Here is a 26,099-nt window from a genome sequence, read left to right on the forward strand (position 1 = left end):
TTTCGTGATGTCATCTAGGAGCCGTCTGAACGCTAGGCCGCCTCGCGCAGATTCGGCCGATGGGCGTGGTCGATGTTCCCGCTGGGCACCGCAATTTGCAAAGGTCATCGGGGACAATTCTCCTCGCCCGGCACCGGCATGCCGCGGTCCCGATGGTAAACGTCGGGAAAATAGCGGATACCGCCTTCGCCGTCCGGTTCGGCCGTGAAATAGGCGACATAGACGGGAACCGGAGCAGCCATCGGTACGGTAGCCGTCCGCCCTGCCGCGACCATGGCATCCGTGCGCGCCCGGTCCCAGCCCGGCTCGGTCGCAAGAAGCGCCGTGGCGAGGCCGAGCGCGTCCCCGACCCGGACGCAGCCATGGCTGAAGGCGCGTACATCCTGCTCGAACAGGCCCTTGCTCGGTGTGTCGTGAAGATAAACGCTGTAAGGATTGGGCATGACGAGTTTCATCCGCCCGAGTGCATTGGTTGCGCCCGGGCGCTGTCGATACCGGCCACCCTGCACGACATAGCCCTTGCGCGCCGCCTCGGCAGGACGGTTGCGCACCAAAGCGCCGACGCTTTCCGCGACGATGCTCGACGGAATCTCCCACCAGGGGTTGAACGTCACACCTGTCACTGTTGCGGCGAATACCGGTGTCGGCGAGCCGGTCTTGCCGACGATTACCGCCCAGCGGCCGATTTGCTTCCGGCCGTCCCACAGCGTCGCTTCGAAGGCCGCGGTGTTAACCAGCAGGTAGCGGGCTCCGAGCACGCGCGGCATCCAGCGCCAACGATCGAGATTGGCGGCGATTGTCGCGCGCCGCGCAGGATCCTGCTCGTGCGAATAGGCTTTGCGAAGCGAATAATAAAAGGGATGCGAGGGGCGCGCCGTGCCGAACAGCCGGTCGAGGTCGTCTCGCGCCAACGACGCCGCCACCGCAGCAGCCGGTTCGGCCCCAAGCGGCTCCCCCGCGATGCGCCAACCGGTGCGCAGGGACGCATTGCAGCAACCCGTCCGGTGAGCCTGCAACAGCCGGATCGCTGCCGCCGTCGCCACCGTATCAAGGCGCACCTCTTCACCGGCCGCAATCGCCGCGCGGACCACGTGCGCTTCCTTGCTGACGGGCGCGAGGCCGTCGTCGGCAGCTGCGTCGAGCCATTCGACGAGGCGTTCGGCCTGCGCCTTGTGCCAATGCGGCGGGTTGGGGACGGATGCCGCGGGCAGGAAGCAGGCAAAGGCGAGAAGCAGGAATTTCTTCATGGCTTTTCCTGTCGAAAGCCGGGGCGTGACAACATAGGGAACAATACGGAGCCGTGTCCGCACCGAAGCCCACTCGATAGCTGCACAGGGGTATGGCGGTGACAGAGCCGTCGCGGTGGCCATGGCAGTCAAGCGAGCCGAACTGCGGAGCATCTCGGGACATATACTTATTCCGACGTCAAGGCTCGCGATGATAACCTCCCGGACATGAAGAGAATTGCGACCCTTACGATGAACCCGGCCATAGATGTGGCCTATGAGGCGGACCGCGTCTTTCACACTCACAAGATCCGGGCCCGCCAGGAACATTATGACCCGGGCGGCGGCGGCATCAATGTGGCGCGTGTCATCGCCCGGCTGGGTGGCACCGCGCGCGCGCACTATCTCGCGGGCGGCGCCACCGGCGCTACGCTCGATAGTCTTCTCGATCTTCACCAGATGGTTCGCTCCCGCATCCCGATCCAAGGCAACACCCGCATAAGCACGGCGGTCTATGAGCGGGAAACAGGCAAGGAATTCCGGTTCGTGCCGCGCGGCCCCGTCGTCACCGAGCAGGAATGGCAAGCATGCCTTGACCATCTCGACGGTATCGAATGTGATTATCTCGTCGCGAGCGGATCGCTGCCGCCGGGCGTGCCCGACGATTTCTACAGCCGCCTGCAGACGAAGACGCGGGCTCGCGGGATCGAGTTCATTCTAGACAGTTCGGGGGCCGCACTCCAGCAGGGCCTCGCCGCCGGCGGCATATTGCTGGTCAAGCCCAGTCTTGGCGAGCTTCAGCAGCTTGTAGGCCGTTCACTGGCAGATCGCAGCGACATCGCGACGGCAGCGTCGGACATCGTCCACAAGGACCAGGCCCAATATGTGGCTGTGACCATGGGCCATGAAGGCGGCCTCCTCGCGCAGCGCTCCGGTGTCCTCTGGCTGCCCGCAGTGCCCGTTGAAGCGAAGAGCGCAGTCGGCGCCGGCGATAGCTTTCTGGCGGCAATGACATTCGCGCTGGCTTGCGGCCGGGATCCGATGGACGCCTTTCGATATGGAATCGCGGCAGGCGCCGCCGCCGTCCTGACGCCGGGTACTGATCTTTGCCATCGGGATGAGGTGGAACGGCTGTACGTCCTTGTCGATCCGGGCGAAACGCTGGCGGAAGCTTCGACCAATATGGCAGCGCATAGCAGCCGGGCAGCGGAGGCACAGCGCGCGTGAGAGACAAGCGCCCTGCCTTGCTGCAACGGCAGGCAAATGATCGAGCGGACGGAGAGAGAAGATGAAAGCAAGCGATGTTATGAGCCTCGGGGCGGCGACGATCACGCATGATGCTTCGCTTGCGCAGGCGATACGAACCATGGCCAACCACCACATCAGCGCCCTGCCCGTGGTCGATCGGGGCGGGCAACTCCAGGGCATTATCTCCGAGGGGGATTTCTTCCGGCGTGAAGAGCGGCCGGCTCGGCTGACCGCGCTCTTCGGCGCAGATGCCAACGCGCGCATCAACGCGCTAGAATCCCGGACCGTCGGCGAGATTATGTCGCGCGACCCGATCACGATCGGATCCGATGCATCCATGGAGGAAGCGATCGAGCTCATGGAATGCCATGCTGTCAAACGGCTTCCTGTAGTGACGGACGGTCGGGTTGTAGGCCTGATCAGCCGTGCCGACGTGCTGCATGCCTTGGTCGCATAAGCAAAGCCCTCCAGCTCGCAAATTCCTGCCGCGTACATCCGTGCCAACCTTGATCCTCTTGGCGCGGTGCTCAGGCCTCGGGCTGACACGCTGAACGGCAGATCATGCCGTTACCTCTCGCGGCCGGCTACCGCCCGGCGCGAAAAATGCCTTTACGCCGGGTCGTTCTCTCGGCCCGGATAATCCTGGTCGGGAACGTCTGGAATGATCTCCGGCGGCTCGGAAAAAGGATCTTCCGCCGGACCGGGCCCAGGCGGAGCCTCCGGTGGCGACTGGGGTTCGATGGTGTCTGGCGGCGGGAATTCCGGCTGGGTCGCCATGCTGTTTCTCCTCATTTCGATCTTTGCCCGCAACTCGGGATTGGGGTCAGAAGTGCCGGGCGCCATCAGCCTGTGCCGGAATAGATTCGCACGACCTCGTCCAGCATCGCCAGAGCCTCGGAGCGAGGCCGCTGGAAGCTGTTGCGGCCGATGATCGAGCCGCTGCCGCCGCCATCACGTATCGCGCGGGCGTCCCGATACAGCGACTCTGCGTCCCTAGCCGCGCCTCCCGAGAAGAGCACGAGGCGACGCCCGGAAAAAGCGGCCTGGACGACGTGCCTTATCCTCTCGACCGGGTCGGACCATTGCCGGTCGGCATAGGCAGGCCTGGAGGCGTCCTGTTCGATATGCTCGCTGGGCAGCTTCACCTTCACGATATGGGCGCCCAGCGCGACAGCGATGTGTGCGGCATAGGCGATGATATCGAGCGCGGTCTCGCCCTGTTCGGAAATCAGCCCGCCACGCGGATAGGACCAGACAAGCAATGGAAGGCCGGCGGCGCGGGCCTCCTGGCCCACGATGCGCAACTCCTCGGCCTGGTCGATAAAGGCATCCGAACCAGGGTAGAGCGTGAATCCTACAGCGGCGCAGTTGAGGCGCACCGCGTCGTCCACGGTCGCGACGACCGCTTGATCCTTGATCACCGTGAGGCTGTTGGCGGCGTTCAGCTTGAGGATCGTGGGGATCTGTCCGGCGAACGAGTCAGCCCCGGCCGCGAGCATGCCGGCCGGTGCTGCAAAGGCAGACAGGCCCGCATCGATCGCGAGCCGAAAATGGTAGTGGGGATCGTAGGCGGCTGGATTGGCGGCAAAGCTTCGCGCCGGGCCGTGCTCGATCCCCTGGTCGACGGGAAGGATGATCAGACGGCCGCTGCCTCCTACCCGGCCATGCATGAGAATGCGCGCCAGGTTCAGCTTGATCTCGGCCGGTTCTCCTTCGTAGCGCGCGAGGATCTTGTGGACCGTGTCGGAAATATGCATCCGCACAGGGTGTTCACACTGAATATCCGGCTCGGGGAGGTCGTCGCCGTCTTGCGTATCCGTGACACTGGCTGTGATCACCGCACCCTCCAGCGCCGGCCGCCGGCGTCCGTCCTGGCGCTCTCGTGATCTGCGTACGGCGCGGTCACCTACGGGGTCGCCCGGCTGACGACGTTGGCGGTCCCGTCCGGCAGAACCTGGATGAGGTGCGCGACGCCGTCCTCGCATTGAGCGCGCCACATCGGCGCCTTTTCGCCAGTCGCGATCTGCTCGGCGCCGGTCACATTCTGGCACGGCAGACCCGCGTCCCGGATCGCGCGGAAGAAGACCGCATTCCGCTGACGTTCGGGTAGAGCCACGACCTCTGCGACATAATTGGTCACATTTCCGGCTACTTCCCTCGGCTCTGTTACAATTTTTTCGGCCGCATCGCAGGCGCAGAGCGCGAGGAGCGCTATACTTGTCAGGATCGTGCGCATCATGCTTCTCCGTTGTTGGACGCAGGATGATCGTTCGCCAGCTGTGCGCCTATGCGTAATTGACCGGATCGGAACATCGCGCAGGTTACGGGTCCGGCGAGCGTCGCGGGACAGATCGATATCAGCTGCGAACCGGCGCAATCTGGTGCGCAGCGACGCCTGTCCCCTCGAAGCTGGAAAGGTTCTCAATCGTCGCCGCCGCAATCGCGGTCAGAGCCTCGCCCGTGAAGAAGCCCTGGTGCCCGGTGACGAGAACGTTGGGGAATGTCAGCAGGCGCGCGAAAATATCGTCCTGGATCACGTCTTGCGACAGGTTCTCGAAGAAGAGCCCGTCCTCCTCCTCGTAGACGTCGAGCCCTAGATAGCCGATCACACCCGTCTTCAACCCATCGATCATCGCCTGCGTATCGATGACCCCGCCCCGGCTTGTGTTGATCAGCATGACGCCGCGCTTCATCCGGGCGACGGCGCGGCTATCGATGATATGCCGGGTTTCCGGCAGGAGCGGACAGTGCAGCGTGATGATGTCGGATGCAGCCAGCAACGCATCCAGCTCCACATAAATGCCACCCATGGCGACAATTTCGGCGTTCGCGGTGGGGTCACAGGCGAGAATATGGCAACCGAAACCGTTGAGAATGCGCGCTACGACTGCCCCGATTTTTCCGGTTCCGACGATGCCGACCTTCCGCCCGTTCAGATCGAACCCCAGCAGTCCTTCGAGCGAGAAATTGCCTTCGCGCACTCGGGCATAGGCCTTGTGGATCTTGCGGTCGAGGGACAGGATGAGGGCGAGCGTATGTTCCGCGATCGCTTGGGGCGAATAGGCCGGAACCCTTGCTACCGGGAGTTTCAGCGCATCTGCGGCGAGAAGATCGACATTGTTGAATCCCGCGCTGCGTAGCACGACGAGCTTAATCCCGAGCACGGCAAGACGTTCCAGCACCAGGCGATCAAGGCAATCATTCACGAAGGCGCAGACGGCGCCGGATCCGGCGGCAAGCGGCGCAGTCTCGACGCTGAGCCGCGCTTCCAGGAAAGCGAGATCGTGCGGAAAGCCGGCCGCAGCGTTGCCAACCTCGAGGAACTGCCGGTCATAGGGCTTGGTACTGAAAACGGCCACCCGCATCATGTGACTCCCTGAAAAGCATGCGCCCGTCCTCTCGACATGCCGGATTTCAGTGCGTCGGCCACTACGTATCATCCCCGACAGACAAGCCACCATGGGCGAACATATCGTCCTCCATCTCTACAGAGGTGGACCAGACAATGACCGAGAGCCCGATACTTTGGTTCGACAAGATCGGGATCGGCGATATCGCGTCGGTAGGCGGCAAGAATGCTTCACTCGGTGAAATGGTGCGCACGCTTTCGGGCAAGGGCGTGCGTGTTCCCAATGGCTTCGCCACGAGCGCCGACGCCTATCGGAGCTTCATTGCGGCCAACAGAATAGAAGCCGCGATCCGGGCGCAGCTCGCCACCTACGAGGAAGGCAAGGCGACGCTCCAGGAAGCCGGCCATGCGATCCGGTCTCTATTCCTTGACAGCGAGGTTCCCCCTGCCCTCGCCGACGCCATCCAGACGGCCTATGACGAACTCAAGACCAGGGCTGGCGCCCCCAATCTCGCCGTGGCGGTCCGCAGCAGCGCAACGGCAGAGGATCTGCCGGACGCCAGCTTCGCTGGTCAGCAGGAGACCTTCCTCAACGTGCGGGGCCACCGCGCCCTGCTCGATGCTTGCCGTCGCTGTTTTGCATCACTCTTCACAGATCGGGCGATCAGCTACCGCCAGACCAAGGGGTTTGACCATTTCGATGTCGCACTATCGATCGGCGTCCAACAGATGGTGCGATCCGATCTTGCCGGATCGGGCGTGATGTTCTCGATCGACACCGAAAGCGGCTTCCCTAACGTGGCGGTGATCAGCGCCGCCTGGGGTCTGGGCGAAACGGTTGTGCAGGGCAGCGTCGACCCGGACAAATATCTTGTCTTCAAGCCGCTGCTCGAACAGGCGAACGCGCGTCCCATCATCGAGAAAAGTCTTGGCAAGAAGGCCTTGAAGATGCGCTATGCCGAAGGAGGCAGCAAGCGCACCCGCATCGTGGAGACCAGCCCCGCCGAACGCGAAGCCTTCGTGCTCGATGACGACGACATCCTCGAACTCGGTCGATGGGCCGTCATCGTCGAGGCCCATTACGGCCGGCCGATGGACATGGAATGGGCCAAGGACGGCGAGACCGGCCTGCTCTACCTCGTCCAGGCACGTCCAGAAACCGTCCAGGCCGGGCTAAGCCGCTCGTCCTTCCAGCGCTATCAGCTCAAGACCAAGGGCGGCACTCCGCTGGTGACCGGCGCCGCCATCGGCAGCGCGATCGCATCAGGGCAGGCCTGCGTAATCCACAACGCCGCCGACATCGGCCAGTTTCGCGACGGCGCGATCCTCGTCACCGGCACGACCGATCCCGACTGGGTGCCGATCATGAAGCGCGCGGCCGGCATCATCACCGATCATGGCGGCGCCACCAGCCATGCCGCGATCGTCAGCCGCGAGTTGGGCGTTCCCGCAGTCGTGGGGACCGGCAACGCCACGACGGTACTCGGCCAGGAGAAGGCCATCACGCTCTGCTGCGCGGAGGGCGATGTCGGCAGCGTCTATGACGGTCTTCTCGCTTTCGACCGGGAAGAGATTGATCTGGGCGCCATTCCCACGACCAGGACGGACGTGATGGTCAACATTGCCAATCCGGCCGCCGCCTTTCAGTGGTGGCGCCTCCCGGCCAAGGGTGTCGGTCTTGCCCGCATGGAGTTCATCATCAACGCGCTGATCAAGGCGCATCCGATGGCCCTGCTCCATCCCGAGCGGGTTAGCGCGGAGGACAACCGCCTGATCCGAGAGCTGACTCGAGGGCATGCCAGTCCGGCAGACTATTTCGTGGAAATCCTGTCGCGCGGGATCGCCAAACTGGCGGCCCCCTATCATCCGTATCCGGCAATTGTGCGGCTGAGCGATTTCAAGACGAACGAATATTCCCACCTTCTGGGTGGTCGAGCCTTCGAGCCGGAGGAGGAAAATCCGATGCTCGGATTTCGCGGCGCCTCGCGCTATTATGACGAGCGCTATCGCGAGGGTTTCGCGCTTGAATGTCGCGCACTCAAGCACGTCCGCGAAACGCTCGGCTTTACCAATGTGATCATCATGGTCCCCTTCTGCCGCACGCCGGCCGAAGCCGATCGGGTGCTCGCGGTGATGGCGGAGAACGGCCTGCGCCGCGGGGACAACGGGCTCCAAGTTTATATGATGTGCGAGATCCCTTCGAACGTGATCCTCGCCGAAGAGTTCGCCAAGCGCTTCGACGGCTTCTCGATCGGGTCGAATGATCTCACCCAGCTTGTGCTCGGTGTCGATCGCGATTCCGATCTGCTCGCGACGCTGTTCGACGAGCGGGACGAAGCCGTAATGCGGATGGTGTCGGAAGCGATCCGAAAGGCGCATGCCGCCGGCATCAAGATCGGCATCTGTGGCCAGGCGCCCAGCAACTATCCCGATTTCGCGGCATTCCTGGTGACCGAGTGCATCGATTCGATCTCGCTCAATCCCGACAGCTTCGTTCGGACGATGGCCCATATCAGCCAGGCGGAACAGTCCCCTCGTGCAGAGCCGACGCCGGCTCCCGTACTGGCCGCGTGAACGGAATGAATCGCCTGCGCCCGCGTGGCTATCTCCGTTTATGTCCGTATCCTTGATAAACCAGATGCGATGGCGCCGGTCGCAGTTATTCGCCAAGGTCAGCGCCGCTGTTGTCTGTCAGGTGCGACGCTCCGCCCAGAAAGGGGCCCGGGACCCGATCGCGGAGCCGAATAGATAAATCCTACTCGCGGCCTTTCACTTAAATTGAAGCTGGACCGCGGCAGCGAAGACGCCAAAGATCGCCGCATCACGCTTGTGTATGACACAGGAAGCGCTTGTCAGGGGTCCGCGCCCCTTTTCGGGGAATGACGACATGTGCTTTTCAGCCAGTTCCAGCTTTATCGCCAGCGCCGTGATTGGATCGATCGGCGTGGCGACATTGCGGCATGTCCGGGAGCCGCGCGCCCTCCTGTTCGCTTCCGTGCCGATGCTGTTCGCGGTTCACCAATTCTCCGAAGGGTTCGTCTGGCTCGGCCTTGACAGGCATATCGACAAGCTTGCGCTTGATCATGTCGCCTTCCTGTTCATGCTCTATGCGCAGGGGATACTGCCCCTGCTGATGCCAGCCGCTGTCGTGTTGATGGAGCCACCCGGCTGGCGCAGAAAGGCCATTCTCGGCCTGACCGCCGTCGGCGCGCTCGTATGTGTGTGGGACGTTTACGGGTTGATATTCTTTCCGAGCCAGGTCTTTGTCGAGCAGAACTCGATCGCCTACCGCAATCCGCTGACCGGCGATTTCTGGATATCCTGCCTGTATATTATAGCGACGTGCGGCGCTCTGCTGCTGTCCACCCATCGCGTCGTCAAAGCCTACGGCGTGGTGAACGTCATTGCGCTGACGGTCGCACAGATCGTCAAAGAATACGCATTTGCTTCTGTCTGGTGTTTTTACGCCGCGATCATGAGCGTGATGATCTATTGGCAATTCAAGCGTCTGAACATTGATATCGAGACGCCCAACGGCGCTTCACCAAACCTCAGGCCGTTCCTTCTCGCCTGGTTACGTCCGGGCAGGTCAGCTCTTGTGGGGACCGATTGAACACCAGAGGCTGGTTGATTGGGATCTCTGCAATCGACCCGCTGGCCTCGCCCTTATCGCCGCCCTGAGGAACCGGGCAATGTTGAGACCGCCGGCTCAGGGGAAGCGTCTACCTCTGACGTCCGCGCCTGGAGCAAGCCATCGAAAATTGCCGGTGCGTCCCGTCAGCCAAGACGCGAAATACCTGATCGAGATTGTTCGCATGAATGACCCACGATGCATCGGAATTTTCTAGCTGAAGTTGCGTTGTGCGCGCGTGCCGCGCGGCGGCGGGGCATCCGCCCCGTCACCCCGCCCGGACTTTTGATGATCGGGTAGAGCGCGAAACGTTCGGGTTGTCTCGTGGGAAAGTTGCTGTAGCGACAAAGCCGCCTTTGGGCTGGTTCGCAAAGCGGATGGCAGCACCTTCGCGATCGGCCAATGCGCGGACGATTGCCAGGCCAAGCCCGGCGCCCCCGGTCTCACGGTTGCGCGAAGGGTCGAGCCGCCCGAACGGCTCGCCCAGCCGCTCCAGCGTCTCGGGCGGAACGCCGGGTCCGTCATCGGCGACCGAAATCGTGACGGTCTGATCATCTGCGCTTGCCTCGATCGACACGTGGCCGCCATGGCGCACGCCGTTGTCGATCAGATTGGCGAGCATGCGGCGAAGCGAGATCGGCGTCGCTTCGATCGCGAGATCGGAAGGTATGGCGCCGAGCGTGACGGCATCGCCCATGTCGACGCGCAGCGCAGCGATCGCGGCGAGTTCTGTCGCCAGATCGATGCGTTGGGGCTGCGGTGTCGCTCGGCCATCCCGCTTCGCGAGCAGCAGCGTGTCGTCGAGCAGTTCCGCCATTTCGTCGAGATCGGCGGAGGCCTTCGCACGCTGCTCGCTGTCGTCGATAAACTCGGCGCGCAGCCGCAGCCGGGTCAGATAGGTACGCATGTCGTGAGCGATTCCCGCCAGCATGCGCGTGCGCTCCGCCATCAGCCCACCGATCCTGGCCTTCATCTCGTTGAAGGCGGCCGAGAGATCGCGCATCTCGCGCGATCCGGCGACGGGGAGGTCGGGCGTGTCGAGATCGGACGTAAAGCGGCGGACGCCCGCCGATAGCCGGACCAGCGGCCGTGTCGTCTGGCGAACCGCGAGCGCCAGTACACCAAGCACCAGCAGTCCGCCGACGGCGCCGAGGAACGCGCGCTGGCGCAGATAGGCCCGCACCACCATCGAGGGCCGACTGTCGACCGCAAGCAGATCGCCACCGCGCATCGGCACGGTAAGCGTGATCGGCGCGAAGAAGCGGCTGGTCCAGGGGCGTGTCCCCGCCATGCGGCCAAGCAGCGGCCGTCGTCCGGTAAGGCCGATATCACGACCGGGCAGCGCCGCTGCATAGTCGATGCGCAGACGATCCAGCCCCTCGCGCTGCGTGGCTGGCGCCGGCGGCGGCTCGCGTAGAATCCGCACGGTATAGAGCGAGCCATTGAACATCGTGACGAGCGATGCGCGGCGGGCCGGCGGTGCGGCCTCCAGCGTGTCGACCATCGTCCGCGCCTCGGTCGGCAGCGGCAGATTATAGGGGCGCTGATCGTCCCCGCGCGAGGGGAGCGCCATCACCACCCAGATCAGCATCTGGAGCAGCACGAAGCCCCCGAGCAGGATGGCGGTGATGCGCAGCGAGAGATTGGACCCGATCGTCATCGGCTCAGGACCGTGGGCGTGAAGATATAGCCGCCGCCACGCACGGTCTTGATCAGCGCCTCGCCGGTCGGATGCTCGGCGAGCTTGCGGCGCAGGCGGCTGAGCTGGACATCGACCGCCCGGTCATAAGGGCCGGCGCTGCGCCCGCGCGTCCAGTCGAGCAACTGATCGCGGTTGAGCACGCGCTGCGCGTGGGTGACGAGGCTCAGCAGCAGGTCATATTCGCCGCCAGTCAGATCGATCAGGCTGCCGTCGGGATCGGTGAGCGCGCGCGAACCCGCGTCGAGCATCCAACCGGCGAAGACGTACCGCTCGGACCGCAATGCCGGCACGACCCGCTGGGCGTCCCGCGTGCGCCGCAGGATGGCCCGCACGCGGGCCACAAGCTCGCGCGGATTGAATGGCTTGGGCAGATAGTCGTCGGCGCCGATCTCGAGCCCGACGATGCGATCGACGTCGTCGCCCTTGGCGGTGACCATTAGTACCGGCACATCCCCGCGAGCGCGCAATCGCCGACACAGCGACAGGCCGTCCTCGCCCGGCAGCATGATATCGAGGATCGCGAGATCGATCCGCTGACGCTCGATCAACCGGTCGAACTCCACCGCGGTGCGGCAACCGATCGCTTCGAAACCTTCGCGCACGAGCAGCCCGGTCACCAAGGACCGGATCTCGTTGTCGTCCTCGACGACGGCAATGAAACTTGTCTCCATGAAGTGTTTGTGCCGCGTTGCGACGGAGGATGGAATAAGCGTGCGGCAGTGCGTTACAATTCGTCACCGTCCGTTACCGTGGTGCAGCACCAGGCTTACGCAACACACCCATACCGATTGAAGGCGGTCAGACCGTCGGACAATCAAGGAGCGTATCCATGTACAAGCAACTCTTCCTGATCGCAGCCGCGACGGCAGCGGTCGCCAGCGCCACCGTCGCCACGTCTGCGGAAGCCCGCCAGCGTGGTCGCGTGGTGAGCGTCCAGGGCTCGGGCGGCCGCGGCTATGTCAAGCAGCGCTCGGTCTCACGCCAGCCCGGCAGCACCTCGATCAACCGCAGCCTTCAGACCAACAATGGGCGCGGCTACAACAGCAACCGCAGCGCCAACTGGGGCGACGGCAGCTATAATGGCGGCCGCACGACCACGCTCAACGACGGCACGAGCTTCGGCCGCAGCACGACCGCGACCAACAATGGCGACGGCACCGCGAGCTATGCTTCGACCCGCACCCGCCGCGACGGCACCAGCACCTCGGTGTCGGGCACGGTCAATCGCGATCCCTATTGATTGCCCCCGGCCGCGCTCTTCTCCCGGGGCGCGGCCACCCAGTCGAAGGAATTCCCGATGACCCGATTTTTCATCCTGATCGCTGCAACCGCGGCTGTCGCCACGCCCGCCTGCGCCCAGCGCTTCGGGGGCGGCGACGGCGCTGCGGCGTTAGACAAGGCCGATGCCAATCATGACGGCATCATCACCCGCGCCGAATTCTCCGCTGCGCGCACGGCTCGCTTCGACACGATGGACCGCAACCATGACGGCGCGATCAGCAAGGCCGATTTCGCACGCCTCGCCAAATTCCGCCCGCAGGCGGTGGACCGCCTGGAGGCCATGATCGCGCAGGCCGACGCCAATCGGGACGGCCGGCTGACCAGAGCCGAGATGGCATCGGCTCCGGCACCCATCTTCGAGCGTGCCGATAGCAACAATGATGGCGCTATCGACAGCGCAGAGCTCGCCGCAGCCCGCACCGCCATGGCCCAGATGCGGGACGGAGCGAACTGACATGAGCCCCGAGCGCTCGCCCGTCTGGTTGGCAATGATGCTGGCGCTGGTGCTGGCCGAGGTGGCCTGGCGTATGCGCAAGGGGCATGGCTATGATGCCCGTACGGCGCTCACGACGCTCGGTATCGTTGCCGGCAACATCCCGTTTGCCGCGCTCAACGCGCTGCTGCTGGGCGGCCTATTCACGGCGGCGTGGACGATCGCGCCAATCCGCTTGCCGCTCGACGACTGGCGAACCTGGGCGGCGGGCTTCCCCGCGGTCGAATTCGCCTATTACTGGTTTCACCGCGCCAGCCACCGCGTGCGCTGGCTATGGGCGTCGCATTCGGTGCATCATTCGGCCACACAGATGACCTTGCTGTCGTCCTTGCGGCTCGGCTGGACCAATCTCTTCTCGGCCGGCTGGATCTTCTATGTTCCCTTGGTGTTCGCAGGGTTCGATCCGCGGCTGGTGTTCGGGCTGCTTGCGCTCAACCTGCGCTACCAGTTTTTTCTGCACACCGAAGCGGTGGGCAGGCTCGGCCCGGTGGAATGGATCTTCAATACGCCCGCGCACCACCGGCTGCATCATGCGTCGAACCCTGCCTATATCGACCGCAACTATGGCGGCGTGCTGATCGTCTTCGACCGTCTGTTCGGGACACTTGCGACCGAACGGCCCGATGAACCGATCCGCTACGGCCTGGCCCATCGCGAGGCGACGGCCAATCCGATCCGGCTGGCGCTGCGCGAGTGGAGCTACATTGCCCGGGACGCCGCCGTGGCCAGGGGACCGCGCCAGCTAGCGCGCGCCCTGTTCGGCGCGCCCTGAGGAAAAGTTCATGAAAATCATTCTGATCCTGATAGCCGCACTGAGCCTCACCCCATCGTCAACCGCCTGGGCGACAACGTCGCCCGGCCCAGTGTGCGAGGCCAGCTGGGTGGATAGCGCCCGCACCCGCACGGTGCCCGTCCGCATCCGCATGCCGGAAGGGTCGGGCAAGGTGCCCGTCATCCTGTTCAGCCATGGCCTCGGCGGCTCGGTGGATTCGGGCATGCTCTGGGCGCTGGCTTGGGCCAGCGCCGGATTTGCGGTCGTCAACCTCCAGCACCCCGGCAGCGACCGGAGCATCCTGCGCGGCGGCGCGGTGCGCGGCGCGATGTCGCCGCAGCAGCTCGTTTCCCGCATTACGGATGTCCACTTCGTCATCGACGAACTCGGCCGCAAGGGGCGCGAGGGTAGATGCGATCTCAGCCGCCTCGATCTCTCGCGGATCGGCATGTCGGGTCACAGCTTCGGCGCGCATACCACCCAGGCGATCGCAGGCCAGCATTTCCCGATGGCTGGCAGCAATGCCTACACGGACCATCGCGTGAAGGCAGCGATCGCTTTCAGTCCTTCGCCGCCGTTCCGGGGCTCGACGGAAGCGGCGTTCGCCGACGTGCAGATTCCCTTCTTCTCGATCACCGGAACGGACGACAGCGTTCCACTGACCCCGCAGATCAGGCCCGCTGACCGCGAGCGCCCGTATCGCGCCATGCCGCCCGGCGGCAAATATCTGCTGGTGCTCGACGGCGCCACCCACATGGACTTCAACGGCCGGGGTGATGGCCGTCCCGCACCGAACGCCCATATCCAGGCGGTGGTCATCGACGCGACGATCGCCTTCTGGCGCTGGACCTTGCTGGGCGATGAAGCGGCGAAGCGCCAGCTCGACGCGGATGACGTGGGCTTGGTCGCTGGCGATCGGCTCGAACATCGCTGAACCTCGACCCAGTTCCGGGGATTGGAGCACCCATCAAGCTCAAGCGGTCGGCTTCCCCCAGACCTAATGTCGCGCAGGTGCGAAAAAGCCACTGCACACCCGCAGTTAGGATTTACCTGTCGGGTGCCGGGTGCCGGGTGCCGGGTGCCGGGTGCACGTCGGCGCCGGAGTTAAAACCGCCCGCAGAACCAGCCAGGACCCACCCAGAATCATGGGTACGCAGAGCCACTGACCCATGTGAAGCCCTGAATGGACGGCAAAGGCGACGAGTTGCTGATCAGGCTCGCGGACAAACTCAACGAGGAAGCGGAAAACGCCATAGCCGAGCACAAACGCGCCACACAGAAGGCCGGGGCGCCGCCGTGCTCCGGTAAACCGGAACAAACACCATAGCATCGCGAACAGGAGCGGTCCCTCGAGCATCGCTTCATAAAGCTGGCTTGGGTGGCGCGGCAGAGGGCCGGCACCGGGAAATACGATCCCCCAGGGCAGGGTGGTCGGTCGCCCCCACAGTTCTCCGTTTACGAAGTTTGCAAGCCGGCCGAGAAACAGTCCGATCGGTGCGGACATCGCTACATAGTCGATGATCCGCAGCCAATCGAGGCGATGGCGACGGGCGAAGAGGAAGATGGCGATGGCGACACCCAGCGCGCCACCATGAAAGGACATTCCGCCCGCCCAGAGACGCAGGACATTCAGTGGATGAGCCAGATAGGTGGCAAAATCGTAGAAGAGCACATAGGCAAGGCGCCCGCCGATCACTATGCCCGCCGTCGCCCATGTGACGAGCGCGTTGGCATGCTCTCGAGTCATCGGCGCCGCATTCTCGTCCAAAAGGCGGACGAGATATAACCAGCCGAGCAGGATGCCGGCGATATAGGCGAGACTGTACCAGCGCAGCGCGAACGGACCGACCTGGACGAGCACGGGATTGAGATGAAGCGACGAAAAATAGATCGCGTTTGGGACATAGCCCGCGAGACTCATGACGCTGGTCCGATCTAAGGGGGGATCTAGCCTCTTTCCAATATTCGGACTCGCGCTCAACGGTAATCCTTTCCATGTTTCCAATCATTTCCGTCACATTTGGTGCCGAAAGCGCAGCCAGTTTCCCATGAGTGAACGCCTGCTGCGCCCCACCGCACTTCTTTCGCTCGCGCGCCGCCTTTTCCGCTTGAGCGAAGCAGGCTTCATTTTGCTTTCGATCGGTGTCGGCATCGCTGCCGGGCTGCTCGCGGCAATCCTCGGCACTGTCGCGCATTTCCTGCAGTCGACATTCTATCATTTCGACGTCGAGGATCGACTGAGCGGCCTTGCAACGATTTCGCCAGGGCGATTGCTGGCTCTGCCCCTGGGAGGACTGCTGCTCGGGGCGATCATTCTCACCGTCCGCTACCACAAGCGCACGGCGATAGACGTAGTCGAAGCCAACGCCCTCCATGGCGGCCGCATTCCGTTCCGCGACACCATGCTCGTATCCGGCCAGACGTTGATCTCGAACGGCTGCGGCGCGTCCGTCGGGCTCGAAGCTGCCTATGCGCAGGCCGGCGGCGGCGTTGCCTCGCTCATCGGCCAATGGCTCAACCTGCGCCGCAACGACCTGCGCGTGCTGGTCGGCGCGGGAGCCGGCGCCGCGATTGGCGCGGCATTCGGTGCGCCTCTCACCGGGGCCTTCTACGCCTTCGAGATCGTCATCGGAGCCTACACACCCGCCAGCATCGCACCTGTCGTCGCCGCCACGCTCGCCGCTGTGATCACGGCTCGCACACTAGGCACCGCTGCTTATCTCATCGCCGCAACGAGCAGCCAGAATCTCGCCACCGTCGATTATCTGCTCTATGCCGGGCTCGGCCTGATCTCGGCGGTTGTCGGTATCGCGCTCATGCGCCTGGTCTCGCTCGTCGAGGCGGTCGTTAGGCGCAGTGTACTTCCCGAATGGTCGCGTCCAGCCATTGGCGGTTTGATCCTGATTCCGATCGCGATGATCTCGCCGCACGCACTCTCGGCCGGACATGGGGCCCTGCACCTGACCATCGGTGGCGAACTGGCCCTGGGTGCGCTGGCGCTTGTCTTCGCGCTGAAGTGCCTGGCGTCGATCGTGTCGCTCGGCTTCGGATTTCGCGGTGGCCTGTTCTTTGCTTCCCTGTTTCTCGGTGCATTGCTCGGCCAGATTTTCGCAGAACTGTGGGCGCTCATCCCCGGCGTGATCCCTTTATCACCGGTGGATGCGGCGCTTGTCGGCATGGCGGGCCTCGCGGTCGCGGTTGTCGGTGGCCCGATGACGATGTCGCTCCTCGTCCTGGAGGCAACCCATGATTTCGAGATCACGGCGATCGTCCTCACAGCGACCCTGTGCTCGAGCGCACTCGTCCGCGAGCGGTTCGGCTATTCTTTCTCAACCTGGCGCCTCCACCTTAGGGGCGAAGTGATCAGAAGCGCGCGCGACATCGGCTGGATGCGTTCTCTGACCGCACGGCGGATGATGCGCGCTGCGCCGGCCACAGCCTTGTCGACGCTGCCCATGGCAGAGTTCAAGGCGCAGTTCCCCCTGGGTTCGACGAGTCGCGTCCTGCTCGAGGACGAAGCCAGCCATTATGCGGGGCTGGTTCCCACAGCTGCGGTCTTTGCCGACACCGACGCAGGCGAGCGTCCGGTGTCGGAACTCGCGATCCTGAAGGACGTGACCTTGTCGCCCGAACTGACGATCGGCGCGATTATGGAGCGCTTCGACGACAGCGGTGCCGACGATCTCGCCGTTATCGATCCGGAAGGTCGTATCCTCGGCATGTTGACCGAAAAATATGTGCGCAAGCGCTATGCCGACGAGATCGACCGCGTGCAGCGCGACCTCTATGGGGAGGACTAGGCAAGCCGCGAAGCCGACAGAGTCCGCCCTCGGCCATGCCTATCCAGACAGCGCAATGCCAGTCCGCTGTTATGAATCGGTTGCCGCTGTCGGAACACGAGTGCCGCTTCGGTCCGATCTTCACGCCAAGCCTTCGACGGGCGTATCTTGAGTGACCCTGCCAAAGGCCAACCCTTTCAGGAGATTTTTGCTGAACTTCCCGCACGCTACCCTTCGGTCCCCAATTCACCGCTCAGGAAGATGGGCGATTACGATCTGCCCAGGCAATGATGGACTGACGATCCATTGCACCCGCCGTGCGCTTGATTTCGTGACCATTGGCAAAGAGAATCATCGTCGGAATGGAGCGGATGGCGAATCGCGCGGCAACGGCCTCCTCTGCCTGGGTATCAATCTTGAGCAACCGCATGCCGGGCTCGAGTTCCTGGGCAGCGGCGGCAAAGGCGGGTGCCATCGCGCGGCAAGGCCCGCACCAGGGCGCCCAGAAATCAACCAGCACCGGCAATGAGCCGGCTTCGACGTGGCGCGCAAACGCGTGCGAGTCCGCGACGATCGGCTCACCCCGAAAGAGCGGCTGCTTGCAGCGGCCGCACTGAGGATGTTGGTCAAGTCTTCGCACCGGAACCCGATTAACCGAAACGCATCGCGGACACACCACAAGGGCCGGATCGGACTGGATTGCTGTCATGCGGCTTTACTCCGGCCATTTAGTTGATTACATGACTTATGTAATCAAGAGATCACGATTGCCAAGATGGCTATGGAACGGAAGACGTGAATGAACGATGCGACGGCCACCGCCCAGACGCCAGATATCTTGCAGATCGGAGACGCGGCACCCAATTTCCAGGCGCGTAGCACGATGGGCACGGTCAGCCTGTCGGATTTCCGGGGTCGCTGGCTGATACTGTTCTCGCATCCGGCGGATTTCACGCCGGTGTGTACGAGCGAGTTCGTCGCGCTCTCACGGGCGTCAGAGCGGTTCGAGGCGCTCGGTTGCAAGCTGCTCGCGGTGTCTGTCGATAGCCTTTACGCGCATCTGGGCTGGATCAGGGCGATTCGCGATGCTTTCGACGTGAGGGTCGCCTTTCCGATCGTCGAGGATCCCTCGCTGATCATCGGCCGGGCCTATGGCATGATCTCGGACCGTTCCCCCGACGCAGCGACGATGCGCTCGACCTATTTCATCGATCCCGATGGCATCATCCGAGCGATGATCTGCTATCCCGCGACGGTCGGTCGGTCGGTTGATGAGATGCTGCGCGTGCTTGCCGCGTTGCAGCGGGTCGATGCCGATAATGTAGTGACGCCCGAAGGCTGGCGTCCGGGCGACGATGTGCTTTTGCCGCCCCATGCCGATCAGGCCGCGCTTCTTGCCGGCGCAGCCGATCCGCTCTGGTTTCACAGATCTCGTCCCGATCGGAAGGACGCATCGACGTGACGGCTAAGCCCTTGTCGGAAATCGAGCTGGAGACAGTTGCCGAGGTGATGCGCATCCTGGGCCACGAAACACGGCTAAGGCTGATCGACGCGTTGCGCATACGGGGTGAGCAATCGGTGGGCGAACTCGAAGCATTGACTGGGATCGGCCAGCCCGGTCTCTCGCAGCAGCTGGCGATCCTGCGCAAGGCGGAACTCGTCAGGACGCGCCGCGCCGCAAAACAGGTCTATTACGACCTCGCGCCGACGGCACTGGCCGGCACGGCCGCCTTCATGGCAGATCTGGCCGGGATGAAGACCTCGGGAGCCGAACCCATCAAGGCCATCCCCGCGCGCGGTTCGGCGGCCACGTTCGCGAAGATCCTTTAATCGGGCAGCTCCAGGAAGCGATGTGCAAGTGGCAGCATCGCGGAACGGTGGGTGACCAGAACCAGTCCGTTTCCAGTATCCCGCAGCCAGGAATCCAGGTTGCCGCAGAGCGCCGCCTCCGTGGCAGGATCAAGCCCCTCACTCGGCTCGTCGAGGAGCAGCCAGGGTCGCCCAGCCAGCAGTGCGCGCGCCAGGGACAGCCGTTTGCGCTGTCCTCCCGACAGGCGGGCACCGCCGTCGCCAATCCAGGTCAACAGTCTCTCGGGCATGACGCGAACGTCATCTGCCAGACAGGCTATGCCGAGCGCGTGCCAGAGGGCCTCGTCTGCAAGGCCAGGCCGCGCCAGCCTCAAATTGTCGGCAATGGTGCCGGCGATCATTCCTCCATCCTGCGGCGAGAGCGCGAATAGGCGCCGTCGCGCCTCGGGCGGACATTCGGCAAGTGGCCGCTGATCGATCCGCAAGCTATGGCCACCTGTGGTGCGCCAGCCGGCGAGACACTCCAGCAGACTAGTCTTGCCCGCCCCGGACCGGCCCGTGATCGCGAGCCGATCACCCTTTGCAAGAATGACCGAGCGCGGATCGTCGCCCAGCGCAATGCTCTCACCGACCAAAGGGACAGGCGCCGCCGTGGGCCCAGGAATACCGGCGAGTTGCGCCAGCCGCTCCAGGCCTGCCGCGACGACGGCGTCGCGGCCGAGGGACCTGATCGTGGCGCCGAGCGCTTCGAGCGCCCCTGCGGCTGCGAGGGCGGCAAGCAGGGTGAGGGGAAGGCTTGCCTGCGACAGGGCAATCATCGTCGCAATGGCGAGGCCGCCCAGCGCGGATACCCCCGCGCCGAGCAGCGCCTCATTCCGAGCGAAGCTGACACGGGCGTCATCGAGCCGGGCGGCCTGCCGCGCCAGCAGCGCCTCGATCGAGGGACCAAATCCATAAGCGGCGATCTCGGGCGACGCCGCTGCATACTCGACGAAATCCTGCTTCAGCCGCGCGATCTGCTCCTGGATGTCGAGCGCCCGGCGCGGCAGCACACGCCGGGCGAACGATCGCGCGGCCAGGACTCCCGCAGCCATGATGACGAACAACGCAAGAAAAGCGTGCGGTCCGGCGGGCAGCGCCAGCGCCAACGCCGTGGCTGCACCGAACATCCCGGCGAAATAGGCTGGCGCGCGGACGAAGCGATCCTCGAGCGCGTCAACGTCCTGCAGCAGCAACGCGCCAGCCTCGCCAGCAGACCGGGTGTATTCTGGCGACGACGCGTTGATCAGGCGCCCGAACAGTCGGGCCCGGAGGGCAGCAAGAGCGAACAGCGCAGCCTTGTGCCCATAGAGTCTTTCGCCGTAGCGCGTGACGGTCCGTACGATCGCGAGCAGGCGGATCGCGGCGCTGGGGATCAGATAGTTGAACGCCTGGATCGCGGCTATTCCCGCCGCCCCGGCAAGGGCCGCGGCGGTGATGAACCAGCCTGCAAGCCCCAGCAGCAAGATCGCCGCGGTCGCGGCAGTCGCCGCGCAACACAGCGCGACGCGGCTTGCACGCTGCTGTGGCTTTGACACATCCGCCAGGAGCGCCGCCAGTTCGCGATTCATGAGATCACCACGCGATGATCGGCCAATGCGGCGATCGCGGCGCTATGGGTGACGAGGAGAACCGTGCGCCCCCTGCCCGCCTCGACTATGTGCCGGGCCAGTTCCATCGCGGAGCCTTCGTCGAGATCGGCGGTGGGTTCGTCGAGGAGCCACAGCGGGGCGTCGCGGAGCATCGCCCGGGCAATGCCGACGCGCCGGCGCTCGCCGCCCGAGAGGCCCGATCCGCGTGGGCCGATGAGGGTTGCAAGGCCCGCCCTTCGGGTCTGCGCGACCTCGATCAGTCCCGCGCGCCGTGCGACATCCTCGACCTCCGCGTCGCTCGCATGGGGACGTGCGAGGCGGATATTGTCGGCTAGGCTTCCCGGCACGAGCGCCGTCGCCTGACCGGCCCAGCTGACCTCCCCGCGAAGCGCCTCCGGCGAGAGTGGGCGTCCGTCGAGAAGAATATCGCCAGCGACCACCGGCGCCAGCCCCAACAGCGCGTGGAGCAGGCTCGACTTGCCCGTTCCGGTCGGACCCGAGAGCGCCGTCACGCAGCAACCGGCAATGTGCATCGAAATCGGTCCCACTCTTCGTTCGCCATAATCGATAACGACTGACTTGAACCTGATGGCGGGCGGAGCCGCCAGCATATGGGCCGGCGACGTGGCGACCACCGTCCCCGGAGTCAGGGCGGCCGGACGCTCGATCGCCGCCTCGCCGACCTGCTTGTCGTGATAGGCTGCGGCTAGGCGGCGCATCGGCAGATAGAATTCAGGCGCAAGGATGAGGACATAGAGGGCGCGGCTCAGGTCGAGCGTCTCGGGCACGGGAAAGGGCAGCAGCCCGAGCAGATTGAAACCGCAATAGACCGCGACCATTGCAACCGACAGCGCGGCAAAGAACTCGATGATCGCCCCGGAGAGAAAGGCGATGCGCAGAACCGCGACGGTGCGCCGGGCGACCTCCTGTGTCGCCTCGGCAAGCTGGCGCGTAATCCGATCCTGCGCGCCAAAGCCAAGGATCAAGGGGAGCGCCCTGATGCGATCGATAAACAGTCCCGAGAGCCGCCCCAGTACGTCGAGCTGCCGAGCGGCTGCCCGGCTCGCCACGGATCCCGCCAGCGCCATGCCCAGGGCAAAGGGGATCAGCGTCGCCAGGAGAATGGCCGCTGCAATCCAACTCGCCAGCGCTGCGGATGCCGCGATCAGCAAGGGCGTCGCCACCGCCGCAAAACGCAACGGTAAGAAGCGCGCATGATAGCCGTCAATGTCCTCTATCCGGTCGATAGCATCGGCGACCTGCTCCCCGAGCATCCGTCGCGAGCCGGCAGCAGCGCGCAGCACCGCGCCGAATGCAGGCGATCGCCATGCGCGCTTTGCACGAGCCGCGTCCCGGTGCCCCTGAGAGAAGGCCGTTATCTGGAGAGCTGCGCGCGTTGCGGCAGCGGCGGCGAGCAGGAGGAGCGCGACTACGTAATGTTCACGATTTCCGGCCCGCGTCGAAATGGCGATAGCGACTGCTGCGGCCACACAGACGGCCAACACTCCGTCCACCAGCCATAACAGGGAAGCGCGCCTCGTTCGCATCAGTTTCGCACCAAAGGGTGCTTGTTCATATACATACTTACGCCTAATGACTAATCAATATCGCGACTGACTCGGTGGGCAGGATGCCGCAACCGACCGCACAGGAGTTCCGCCAATGGTGGATATGGCAGTAATCGAGCTTTCGCGCCTGCAGTTTGCGCTGACCGCGCTCTATCACTTCCTGTTCGTGCCGCTGACGCTCGGCTTGTCCTTCATGCTGGTGATCATGGAGAGCATCTATGTGATGACCGGCCGGCCAATCTGGCGGACGGTCACTCGTTTCTGGGCCAAGCTGTTCGGGATCAACTTCGTACTCGGCGTCGCCACGGGCCTCACCATGGAATTCGAGTTCGGCACCAATTGGTCCTATTTCTCCCATTATGTCGGCGATATCTTTGGTACGCCGCTGGCGATCGAAGGCCTAATGGCCTTCTTCCTCGAAGCCACCTTTGTGGGCCTGATGTTCTTCGGCTGGGACAAGCTGTCGAAGCGCCAGCACCTCTTCACCACCTTCATGGTGGCGCTCGGATCGAATCTTTCCGCGCTGTGGATCCTGATCGCCAATGGCTGGATGCAGCATCCGGTCGGCTCGCGCTTCAACCCGGACACGATGCGCATGGAAGTAACCGACTTCATGGCGGTGCTGTTCAATCCGGTGGCGCAGGCGAAGTTCGTTCACACGGTAAGCGCCGGCTATGTAACGGCGTCGGTCTTCGTGCTCGGGGTTTCGGCCTGGTATCTGCTGAAAGGCAAATGGGTCGCCGTCGCCAAGCGCTCCTTCACCGTCGCCGCCGCTTTCGGTCTTGCATCGTCGCTCTCGGTCGTCGTGCTGGGCGATGAGTCTGGCTACGCACTTACGGACAACCAGAAGATGAAATTGGCCTCGCTCGAGGCCATGTGGCACACCGAACCCGCGCCTGCCGGCATCGCCATCTTCGGCATACCCAGCCTCGAAGGGCGCGACACACGCTATGAGATCAAGATCCCCTATGTGCTGGGCCTGATCTCGACGCGCAGCCTGACCGGCCAGGTTGAGGGTATCACGGAACTTGTCGCCAAGGCGCAGGGCCGGATCGAAAATGGCATCCAGGCCTATGACGCGGTCGAGAAGCTGAAGGTCAATCGCACCGACATGGTCGCGCGCGAGCAGTTCGAGCGGCACAAGCTCGATCTCGGCTATGCCATGCTGCTCAAGCGCTTTGTCGCCGATCCGCGCAATGCCACGCCGGACCAGGTCGTCCAGGCCGCATGGTCCACGGTGCCAAACGTGCCCGTCATGTTCTGGGTGTTCCGGGTGATGGCCGGCCTTGGTTTCTTCTTCATCGCCTTCTTCGGCGCCGCCTTCTACATGGCCTCGATCCGGCGCTTTGGATGCGTCAACGGCTTCTGCCGCCTGTTCATGCGGGCTGCGGTCTGGATCATTCCGCTTCCCTGGCTCGCCGCCGAGTTCGGCTGGGTGCTTGCAGAGATCGGACGCCAGCCTTGGGCGATCGAGGGTGTGCTGCCGACTTTCCTGGGCGCTTCCAGCCTGACGGTCGGCCAACTCTGGACGACGATCATCGGGTTCACGCTGCTCTATGGCACGCTGGCGATGATCGAGGTGCGGCTCATGCTGGCGGCGATCCGCAAGGGACCGCTCGACCATGAAAATGAGCAATCCGATGCTGCTGTAGCGGGGCACGGCTACACGCCGCTGCCCGCTGAATAAGGAGAGCGATCATGGTGCCTCCCATCGACTATGAAACCCTCCGCCTGATCTGGTGGGCTCTGATGGGCCTATTGCTGATCGGCTTCGCCTTGACGGACGGGTTCGATCTCGGCGTCGCCGCCCTGCTGCCCTTCGTCGCCAAAACCGACGCGGAGCGGCGCATGGTCATCAACTCCATCGGCGCGACCTGGGAGGGCAACCAGGTGTGGTTCATTCTGGGTGGCGGCGCGATCTTCGCGGCCTGGCCGTTCGTCTATGCGGTGAGCTTTTCCGGCTTCTACCTTGCCATGTTCCTGGTGCTCGCCGCGCTGATCCTGCGCCCCGTCGGCTTCAAATATCGCTCGAAGAGGCCCGACGCGGCATGGCGCAGCCGGTGGGATTGGGCGCTGTTCGTTGGCGGGTTCGTGCCGGCTTTGGTCTTCGGCGTGGCCGTGGGCAATGTGCTGACCGGCATCCCTTTCCGTCTGGATGGCGACCTGCGCTCCTTCTATGAGGGCTCGCTGCTGGGCCTGTTCCACCCGTTCTCGCTGCTGGCCGGCCTGCTCTCGGTCGCGATGCTGGTCCTGCATGGCGCAAGCTGGCTGGCGATCAAAATCGAACGCGGCACAGTTCATGACCGTGCCCGGCGTTTCGGGCAGATCGCGGCAATCCTTTCGATCCTGCTCTTTGCCATCGGGGGCTTAATGGTGGCGCGCGGCGGCATGGGATTCCGCATGACAGGCGTGGTGGACCCGATGGGCCCCTCCAACCCGCATCTGATGACCATGATTGCCGCGCCCGGCGCATGGATGAGCAATTACACCCTCCATCCCTGGATGCTGGTCGCGCCGGTGCTTGGTTTTGCAGGCCCGCTGATTGCGCTGGCTGGGATCCGGACCGGCCGCGAAGCGCTGGCGTTCGGCGGCTCGTCGCTCGGCACGCTCGGCATCATCGCCACGGTGGGCCTATCGATGTTCCCCTTCATCCTGCCCAGCTCGATCGACCCGGCCTCCAGCCTGACCGTCTGGAACGCATCCTCCAGCCATTTGACGCTGTTCGTCATGCTGCTGGTCACGCTGGTCTTCCTGCCGGTCGTGCTGCTCTACTCCGCTTGGGTCTACAAGGTGCTGTTCGGGCGCATCACGCTCAAGGACGTCGGCACCAACCCGGACTTCTACTGATCTCGAGGACATCGACCATGTGGTATTTTACTTGGGTATTGGGCCTTGGCCTGGCCGTCGCCTTCGGCATCCTCAACGGGCTCTGGCATGAATTCCATACCGACCCAGACGAAGACATGACGCTTTAGCGTGGGCAAGACCCACGAACAACATTCCCAGTGAAGATTGGAAGACAGCCATGAGCCTCAACATCGGCATCAGTGATACGGATCGTGCAGCGATCAGCGACGGCCTCAGCCACCTGCTCGCGGACACCTATACGCTGTACCTGACCACGCATAATTTCCACTGGAACGTCACCGGGCCGATGTTCAACAGCCTGCACACGATGTTCATGGCGCAATATACCGAACTGTGGAATGCGGTGGACCCGATCGCCGAGCGCATCCGGTCACTGGGCCATCCCGCCCCGGGCTCCTACGGCCAATATGCCAAGCTGAGTTCGCTTCCCGACGCTCCGGCGACGCCCCCCAAGGCGCTCGAGATGGTCGCCATCCTGGCGCAAGGCCATGAAGCGACGGCGCGAACCGCGCGAGGCCTCTATGCAGTGGTCGAGGCCGCCAGCGACGAACCTACAGCCGACCTCCTGACCCAGCGGATCGGCGTGCATGAGCAGTCGGCGTGGATGTTGCGCGCCCTGCTCGAAGATTGAGGCACATCTCGTAACTGATTCTGCATATGCCGATCCGGCACGCGGTAGCAGGCAGAGTCGCCGCAATCCAGTGGGGATCGTGGACGGCCGTGACACCCGGTCGGGATCAAA

The 26,099-nt window shown here is 63.9% G+C and carries 26 protein-coding genes; 15 read left to right on the forward strand and 11 right to left on the reverse strand.

Translation table 11 applies throughout. The features are described from left to right. Window positions 1–104: 104 nt before the first annotated feature. The gene (locus WFR25_RS18680; protein ID WP_169572609.1) at window positions 105–1,247 is read right to left on the reverse strand and encodes a L,D-transpeptidase family protein; all 1,143 of its coding nucleotides are present in this window, start codon (window positions 1,245–1,247) and stop codon (window positions 105–107) included. A gap of 207 nt (window positions 1,248–1,454) precedes the next feature. On the opposite strand from WFR25_RS18680, the gene WFR25_RS18685 reads away from it, so the two are divergent. Next, on the forward strand, window positions 1,455–2,453 hold the full coding sequence (locus WFR25_RS18685; RefSeq protein WP_048577529.1) for a 1-phosphofructokinase family hexose kinase: 999 nt from the start codon (window positions 1,455–1,457) through the stop codon (window positions 2,451–2,453). 61 nt (window positions 2,454–2,514) lie between these two features. Beyond that, window positions 2,515–2,931: a CBS domain-containing protein gene (locus tag WFR25_RS18690; protein WP_043152282.1), complete on the forward strand. Its 417-nt coding sequence runs from the start codon at window positions 2,515–2,517 to the stop codon at window positions 2,929–2,931. 152 nt (window positions 2,932–3,083) lie between these two features. On the opposite strand, the gene WFR25_RS18695 is transcribed toward WFR25_RS18690, so the two are convergent. The 4 genes from WFR25_RS18695 to WFR25_RS18710 form a co-directional block, all read right to left on the reverse strand. Continuing rightward, a complete protein-coding gene (locus WFR25_RS18695) occupies window positions 3,084–3,251 on the reverse strand; it encodes a hypothetical protein (protein ID WP_169572607.1) in 168 nt (55 codons plus the stop codon). A 65-nt stretch (window positions 3,252–3,316) separates the two neighbouring features. Next, complete coding sequence (locus tag WFR25_RS18700) at window positions 3,317–4,231, reverse strand: class I fructose-bisphosphate aldolase (RefSeq protein ID WP_048577531.1); 915 nt, start codon at window positions 4,229–4,231, stop codon at window positions 3,317–3,319. Window positions 4,232–4,380: 149 nt separating this feature from the next. Continuing rightward, window positions 4,381–4,713 (reverse strand): hypothetical protein, encoded by a 333-nt coding sequence (locus tag WFR25_RS18705; RefSeq protein ID WP_148564772.1) that lies wholly within the window; start codon window positions 4,711–4,713, stop codon window positions 4,381–4,383. Between the two features lie 118 nt (window positions 4,714–4,831). Then, window positions 4,832–5,839: a 2-hydroxyacid dehydrogenase gene (locus tag WFR25_RS18710; RefSeq protein WP_169572674.1), complete on the reverse strand. Its 1,008-nt coding sequence runs from the start codon at window positions 5,837–5,839 to the stop codon at window positions 4,832–4,834. 140 nt (window positions 5,840–5,979) lie between these two features. On the opposite strand from WFR25_RS18710, the gene ppsA reads away from it, so the two are divergent. Both ppsA and WFR25_RS18720 read left to right on the forward strand, forming a co-directional pair. Continuing rightward, window positions 5,980–8,397, forward strand: a complete 2,418-nt coding sequence (ppsA, locus tag WFR25_RS18715) for a phosphoenolpyruvate synthase (protein WP_336972893.1) — start codon at window positions 5,980–5,982, stop codon at window positions 8,395–8,397. Between the two features lie 313 nt (window positions 8,398–8,710). Further along, window positions 8,711–9,436 (forward strand): DUF6629 family protein, encoded by a 726-nt coding sequence (locus WFR25_RS18720; RefSeq protein ID WP_048576667.1) that lies wholly within the window; start codon window positions 8,711–8,713, stop codon window positions 9,434–9,436. 286 nt (window positions 9,437–9,722) lie between these two features. Here the strand turns inward: WFR25_RS18720 and WFR25_RS18725 are convergent, their stop codons facing one another. Next, complete coding sequence (locus tag WFR25_RS18725; RefSeq protein WP_336972895.1) at window positions 9,723–11,114, reverse strand: ATP-binding protein; 1,392 nt, start codon at window positions 11,112–11,114, stop codon at window positions 9,723–9,725. After that, window positions 11,111–11,827, reverse strand: a complete 717-nt coding sequence (locus WFR25_RS18730; protein WP_043151026.1) for a response regulator — start codon at window positions 11,825–11,827, stop codon at window positions 11,111–11,113. Before WFR25_RS18730 ends, WFR25_RS18725 begins: the two co-directional genes overlap by 4 nt. A 158-nt stretch (window positions 11,828–11,985) precedes the next feature. Between WFR25_RS18730 and WFR25_RS18735 the strand changes: the two genes are divergently transcribed. From WFR25_RS18735 to WFR25_RS18750, 4 genes are read left to right on the forward strand one after another with little or no spacing between them, the layout of a single operon-like run. Next, window positions 11,986–12,396: a hypothetical protein gene (locus tag WFR25_RS18735; RefSeq protein ID WP_043151028.1), complete on the forward strand. Its 411-nt coding sequence runs from the start codon at window positions 11,986–11,988 to the stop codon at window positions 12,394–12,396. Window positions 12,397–12,453: 57 nt separating this feature from the next. Next, the gene (locus WFR25_RS18740) at window positions 12,454–12,891 is read left to right on the forward strand and encodes an EF-hand domain-containing protein (protein WP_169572601.1); all 438 of its coding nucleotides are present in this window, start codon (window positions 12,454–12,456) and stop codon (window positions 12,889–12,891) included. A 1-nt stretch (window position 12,892) separates the two neighbouring features. Further along, window positions 12,893–13,702, forward strand: a complete 810-nt coding sequence (locus WFR25_RS18745; protein WP_169572599.1) for a sterol desaturase family protein — start codon at window positions 12,893–12,895, stop codon at window positions 13,700–13,702. Between the two features lie 10 nt (window positions 13,703–13,712). Next, complete coding sequence (locus WFR25_RS18750) at window positions 13,713–14,636, forward strand: alpha/beta hydrolase family protein (RefSeq protein ID WP_169572597.1); 924 nt, start codon at window positions 13,713–13,715, stop codon at window positions 14,634–14,636. Window positions 14,637–14,741: 105 nt separating this feature from the next. Here WFR25_RS18750 and lgt read toward each other — a convergent pair whose 3' ends face one another. Next, window positions 14,742–15,623, reverse strand: coding sequence for a prolipoprotein diacylglyceryl transferase (lgt, locus tag WFR25_RS18755; protein ID WP_419723214.1), 882 nt, complete (start codon window positions 15,621–15,623; stop codon window positions 14,742–14,744). A gap of 127 nt (window positions 15,624–15,750) precedes the next feature. Between lgt and WFR25_RS18760 the strand changes: the two genes are divergently transcribed. Then, window positions 15,751–17,502: a chloride channel protein gene (locus tag WFR25_RS18760; protein ID WP_336972900.1), complete on the forward strand. Its 1,752-nt coding sequence runs from the start codon at window positions 15,751–15,753 to the stop codon at window positions 17,500–17,502. A gap of 232 nt (window positions 17,503–17,734) precedes the next feature. On the opposite strand, the gene trxC is transcribed toward WFR25_RS18760, so the two are convergent. Continuing rightward, window positions 17,735–18,190, reverse strand: coding sequence for a thioredoxin TrxC (gene trxC / locus WFR25_RS18765; RefSeq protein ID WP_169572593.1), 456 nt, complete (start codon window positions 18,188–18,190; stop codon window positions 17,735–17,737). 90 nt (window positions 18,191–18,280) lie between these two features. Here trxC and WFR25_RS18770 point away from each other — a divergent pair, with 90 nt between their 5' ends. Together WFR25_RS18770 and WFR25_RS18775 are read left to right on the forward strand one after the other, a co-directional pair. Beyond that, window positions 18,281–18,943 carry a peroxiredoxin gene (locus tag WFR25_RS18770; RefSeq protein WP_169572591.1) on the forward strand — a complete coding sequence of 221 codons (663 nt, stop codon included), beginning with the start codon at window positions 18,281–18,283 and terminating at the stop codon, window positions 18,941–18,943. Beyond that, window positions 18,940–19,311 (forward strand): ArsR/SmtB family transcription factor, encoded by a 372-nt coding sequence (locus WFR25_RS18775; RefSeq protein ID WP_319024291.1) that lies wholly within the window; start codon window positions 18,940–18,942, stop codon window positions 19,309–19,311. Before WFR25_RS18770 ends, WFR25_RS18775 begins: the two co-directional genes overlap by 4 nt. On the opposite strand, the gene WFR25_RS18780 is transcribed toward WFR25_RS18775, so the two are convergent. Both WFR25_RS18780 and cydD read right to left on the reverse strand, forming a co-directional pair. Next, the gene (locus WFR25_RS18780) at window positions 19,308–20,900 is read right to left on the reverse strand and encodes an ATP-binding cassette domain-containing protein (RefSeq protein WP_169572589.1); all 1,593 of its coding nucleotides are present in this window, start codon (window positions 20,898–20,900) and stop codon (window positions 19,308–19,310) included. The genes WFR25_RS18775 and WFR25_RS18780 overlap by 4 nt on opposite strands. Next, entirely contained in the window at window positions 20,897–22,468 is a 1,572-nt protein-coding gene (gene cydD / locus WFR25_RS18785; protein ID WP_336972905.1) for a thiol reductant ABC exporter subunit CydD, read from the reverse strand. The genes WFR25_RS18780 and cydD overlap by 4 nt, the downstream gene beginning before the upstream one ends. Window positions 22,469–22,586: 118 nt before the next feature. Here cydD and WFR25_RS18790 point away from each other — a divergent pair, with 118 nt between their 5' ends. The 4 genes from WFR25_RS18790 to WFR25_RS18805 are packed head-to-tail and all read left to right on the forward strand — an operon-like array spanning window position 22,587 to window position 25,988. Then, on the forward strand, window positions 22,587–24,176 hold the full coding sequence (locus WFR25_RS18790) for a cytochrome ubiquinol oxidase subunit I (protein WP_169572671.1): 1,590 nt from the start codon (window positions 22,587–22,589) through the stop codon (window positions 24,174–24,176). 11 nt (window positions 24,177–24,187) lie between these two features. Continuing rightward, the gene (gene cydB / locus WFR25_RS18795; RefSeq protein ID WP_169572585.1) at window positions 24,188–25,336 is read left to right on the forward strand and encodes a cytochrome d ubiquinol oxidase subunit II; all 1,149 of its coding nucleotides are present in this window, start codon (window positions 24,188–24,190) and stop codon (window positions 25,334–25,336) included. Between the two features lie 17 nt (window positions 25,337–25,353). After that, window positions 25,354–25,464 carry a cytochrome bd-I oxidase subunit CydX gene (gene cydX, locus WFR25_RS18800; RefSeq protein ID WP_169572583.1) on the forward strand — a complete coding sequence of 37 codons (111 nt, stop codon included), beginning with the start codon at window positions 25,354–25,356 and terminating at the stop codon, window positions 25,462–25,464. A 50-nt stretch (window positions 25,465–25,514) separates the two neighbouring features. After that, window positions 25,515–25,988 (forward strand): Dps family protein, encoded by a 474-nt coding sequence (locus tag WFR25_RS18805; RefSeq protein ID WP_169572581.1) that lies wholly within the window; start codon window positions 25,515–25,517, stop codon window positions 25,986–25,988. Window positions 25,989–26,099: the final 111 nt, after the last annotated feature.

The organism is Sphingobium aromaticiconvertens (assembly GCF_037154075.1).
Classification (GTDB): domain Bacteria; phylum Pseudomonadota; class Alphaproteobacteria; order Sphingomonadales; family Sphingomonadaceae; genus Sphingobium; species Sphingobium aromaticiconvertens.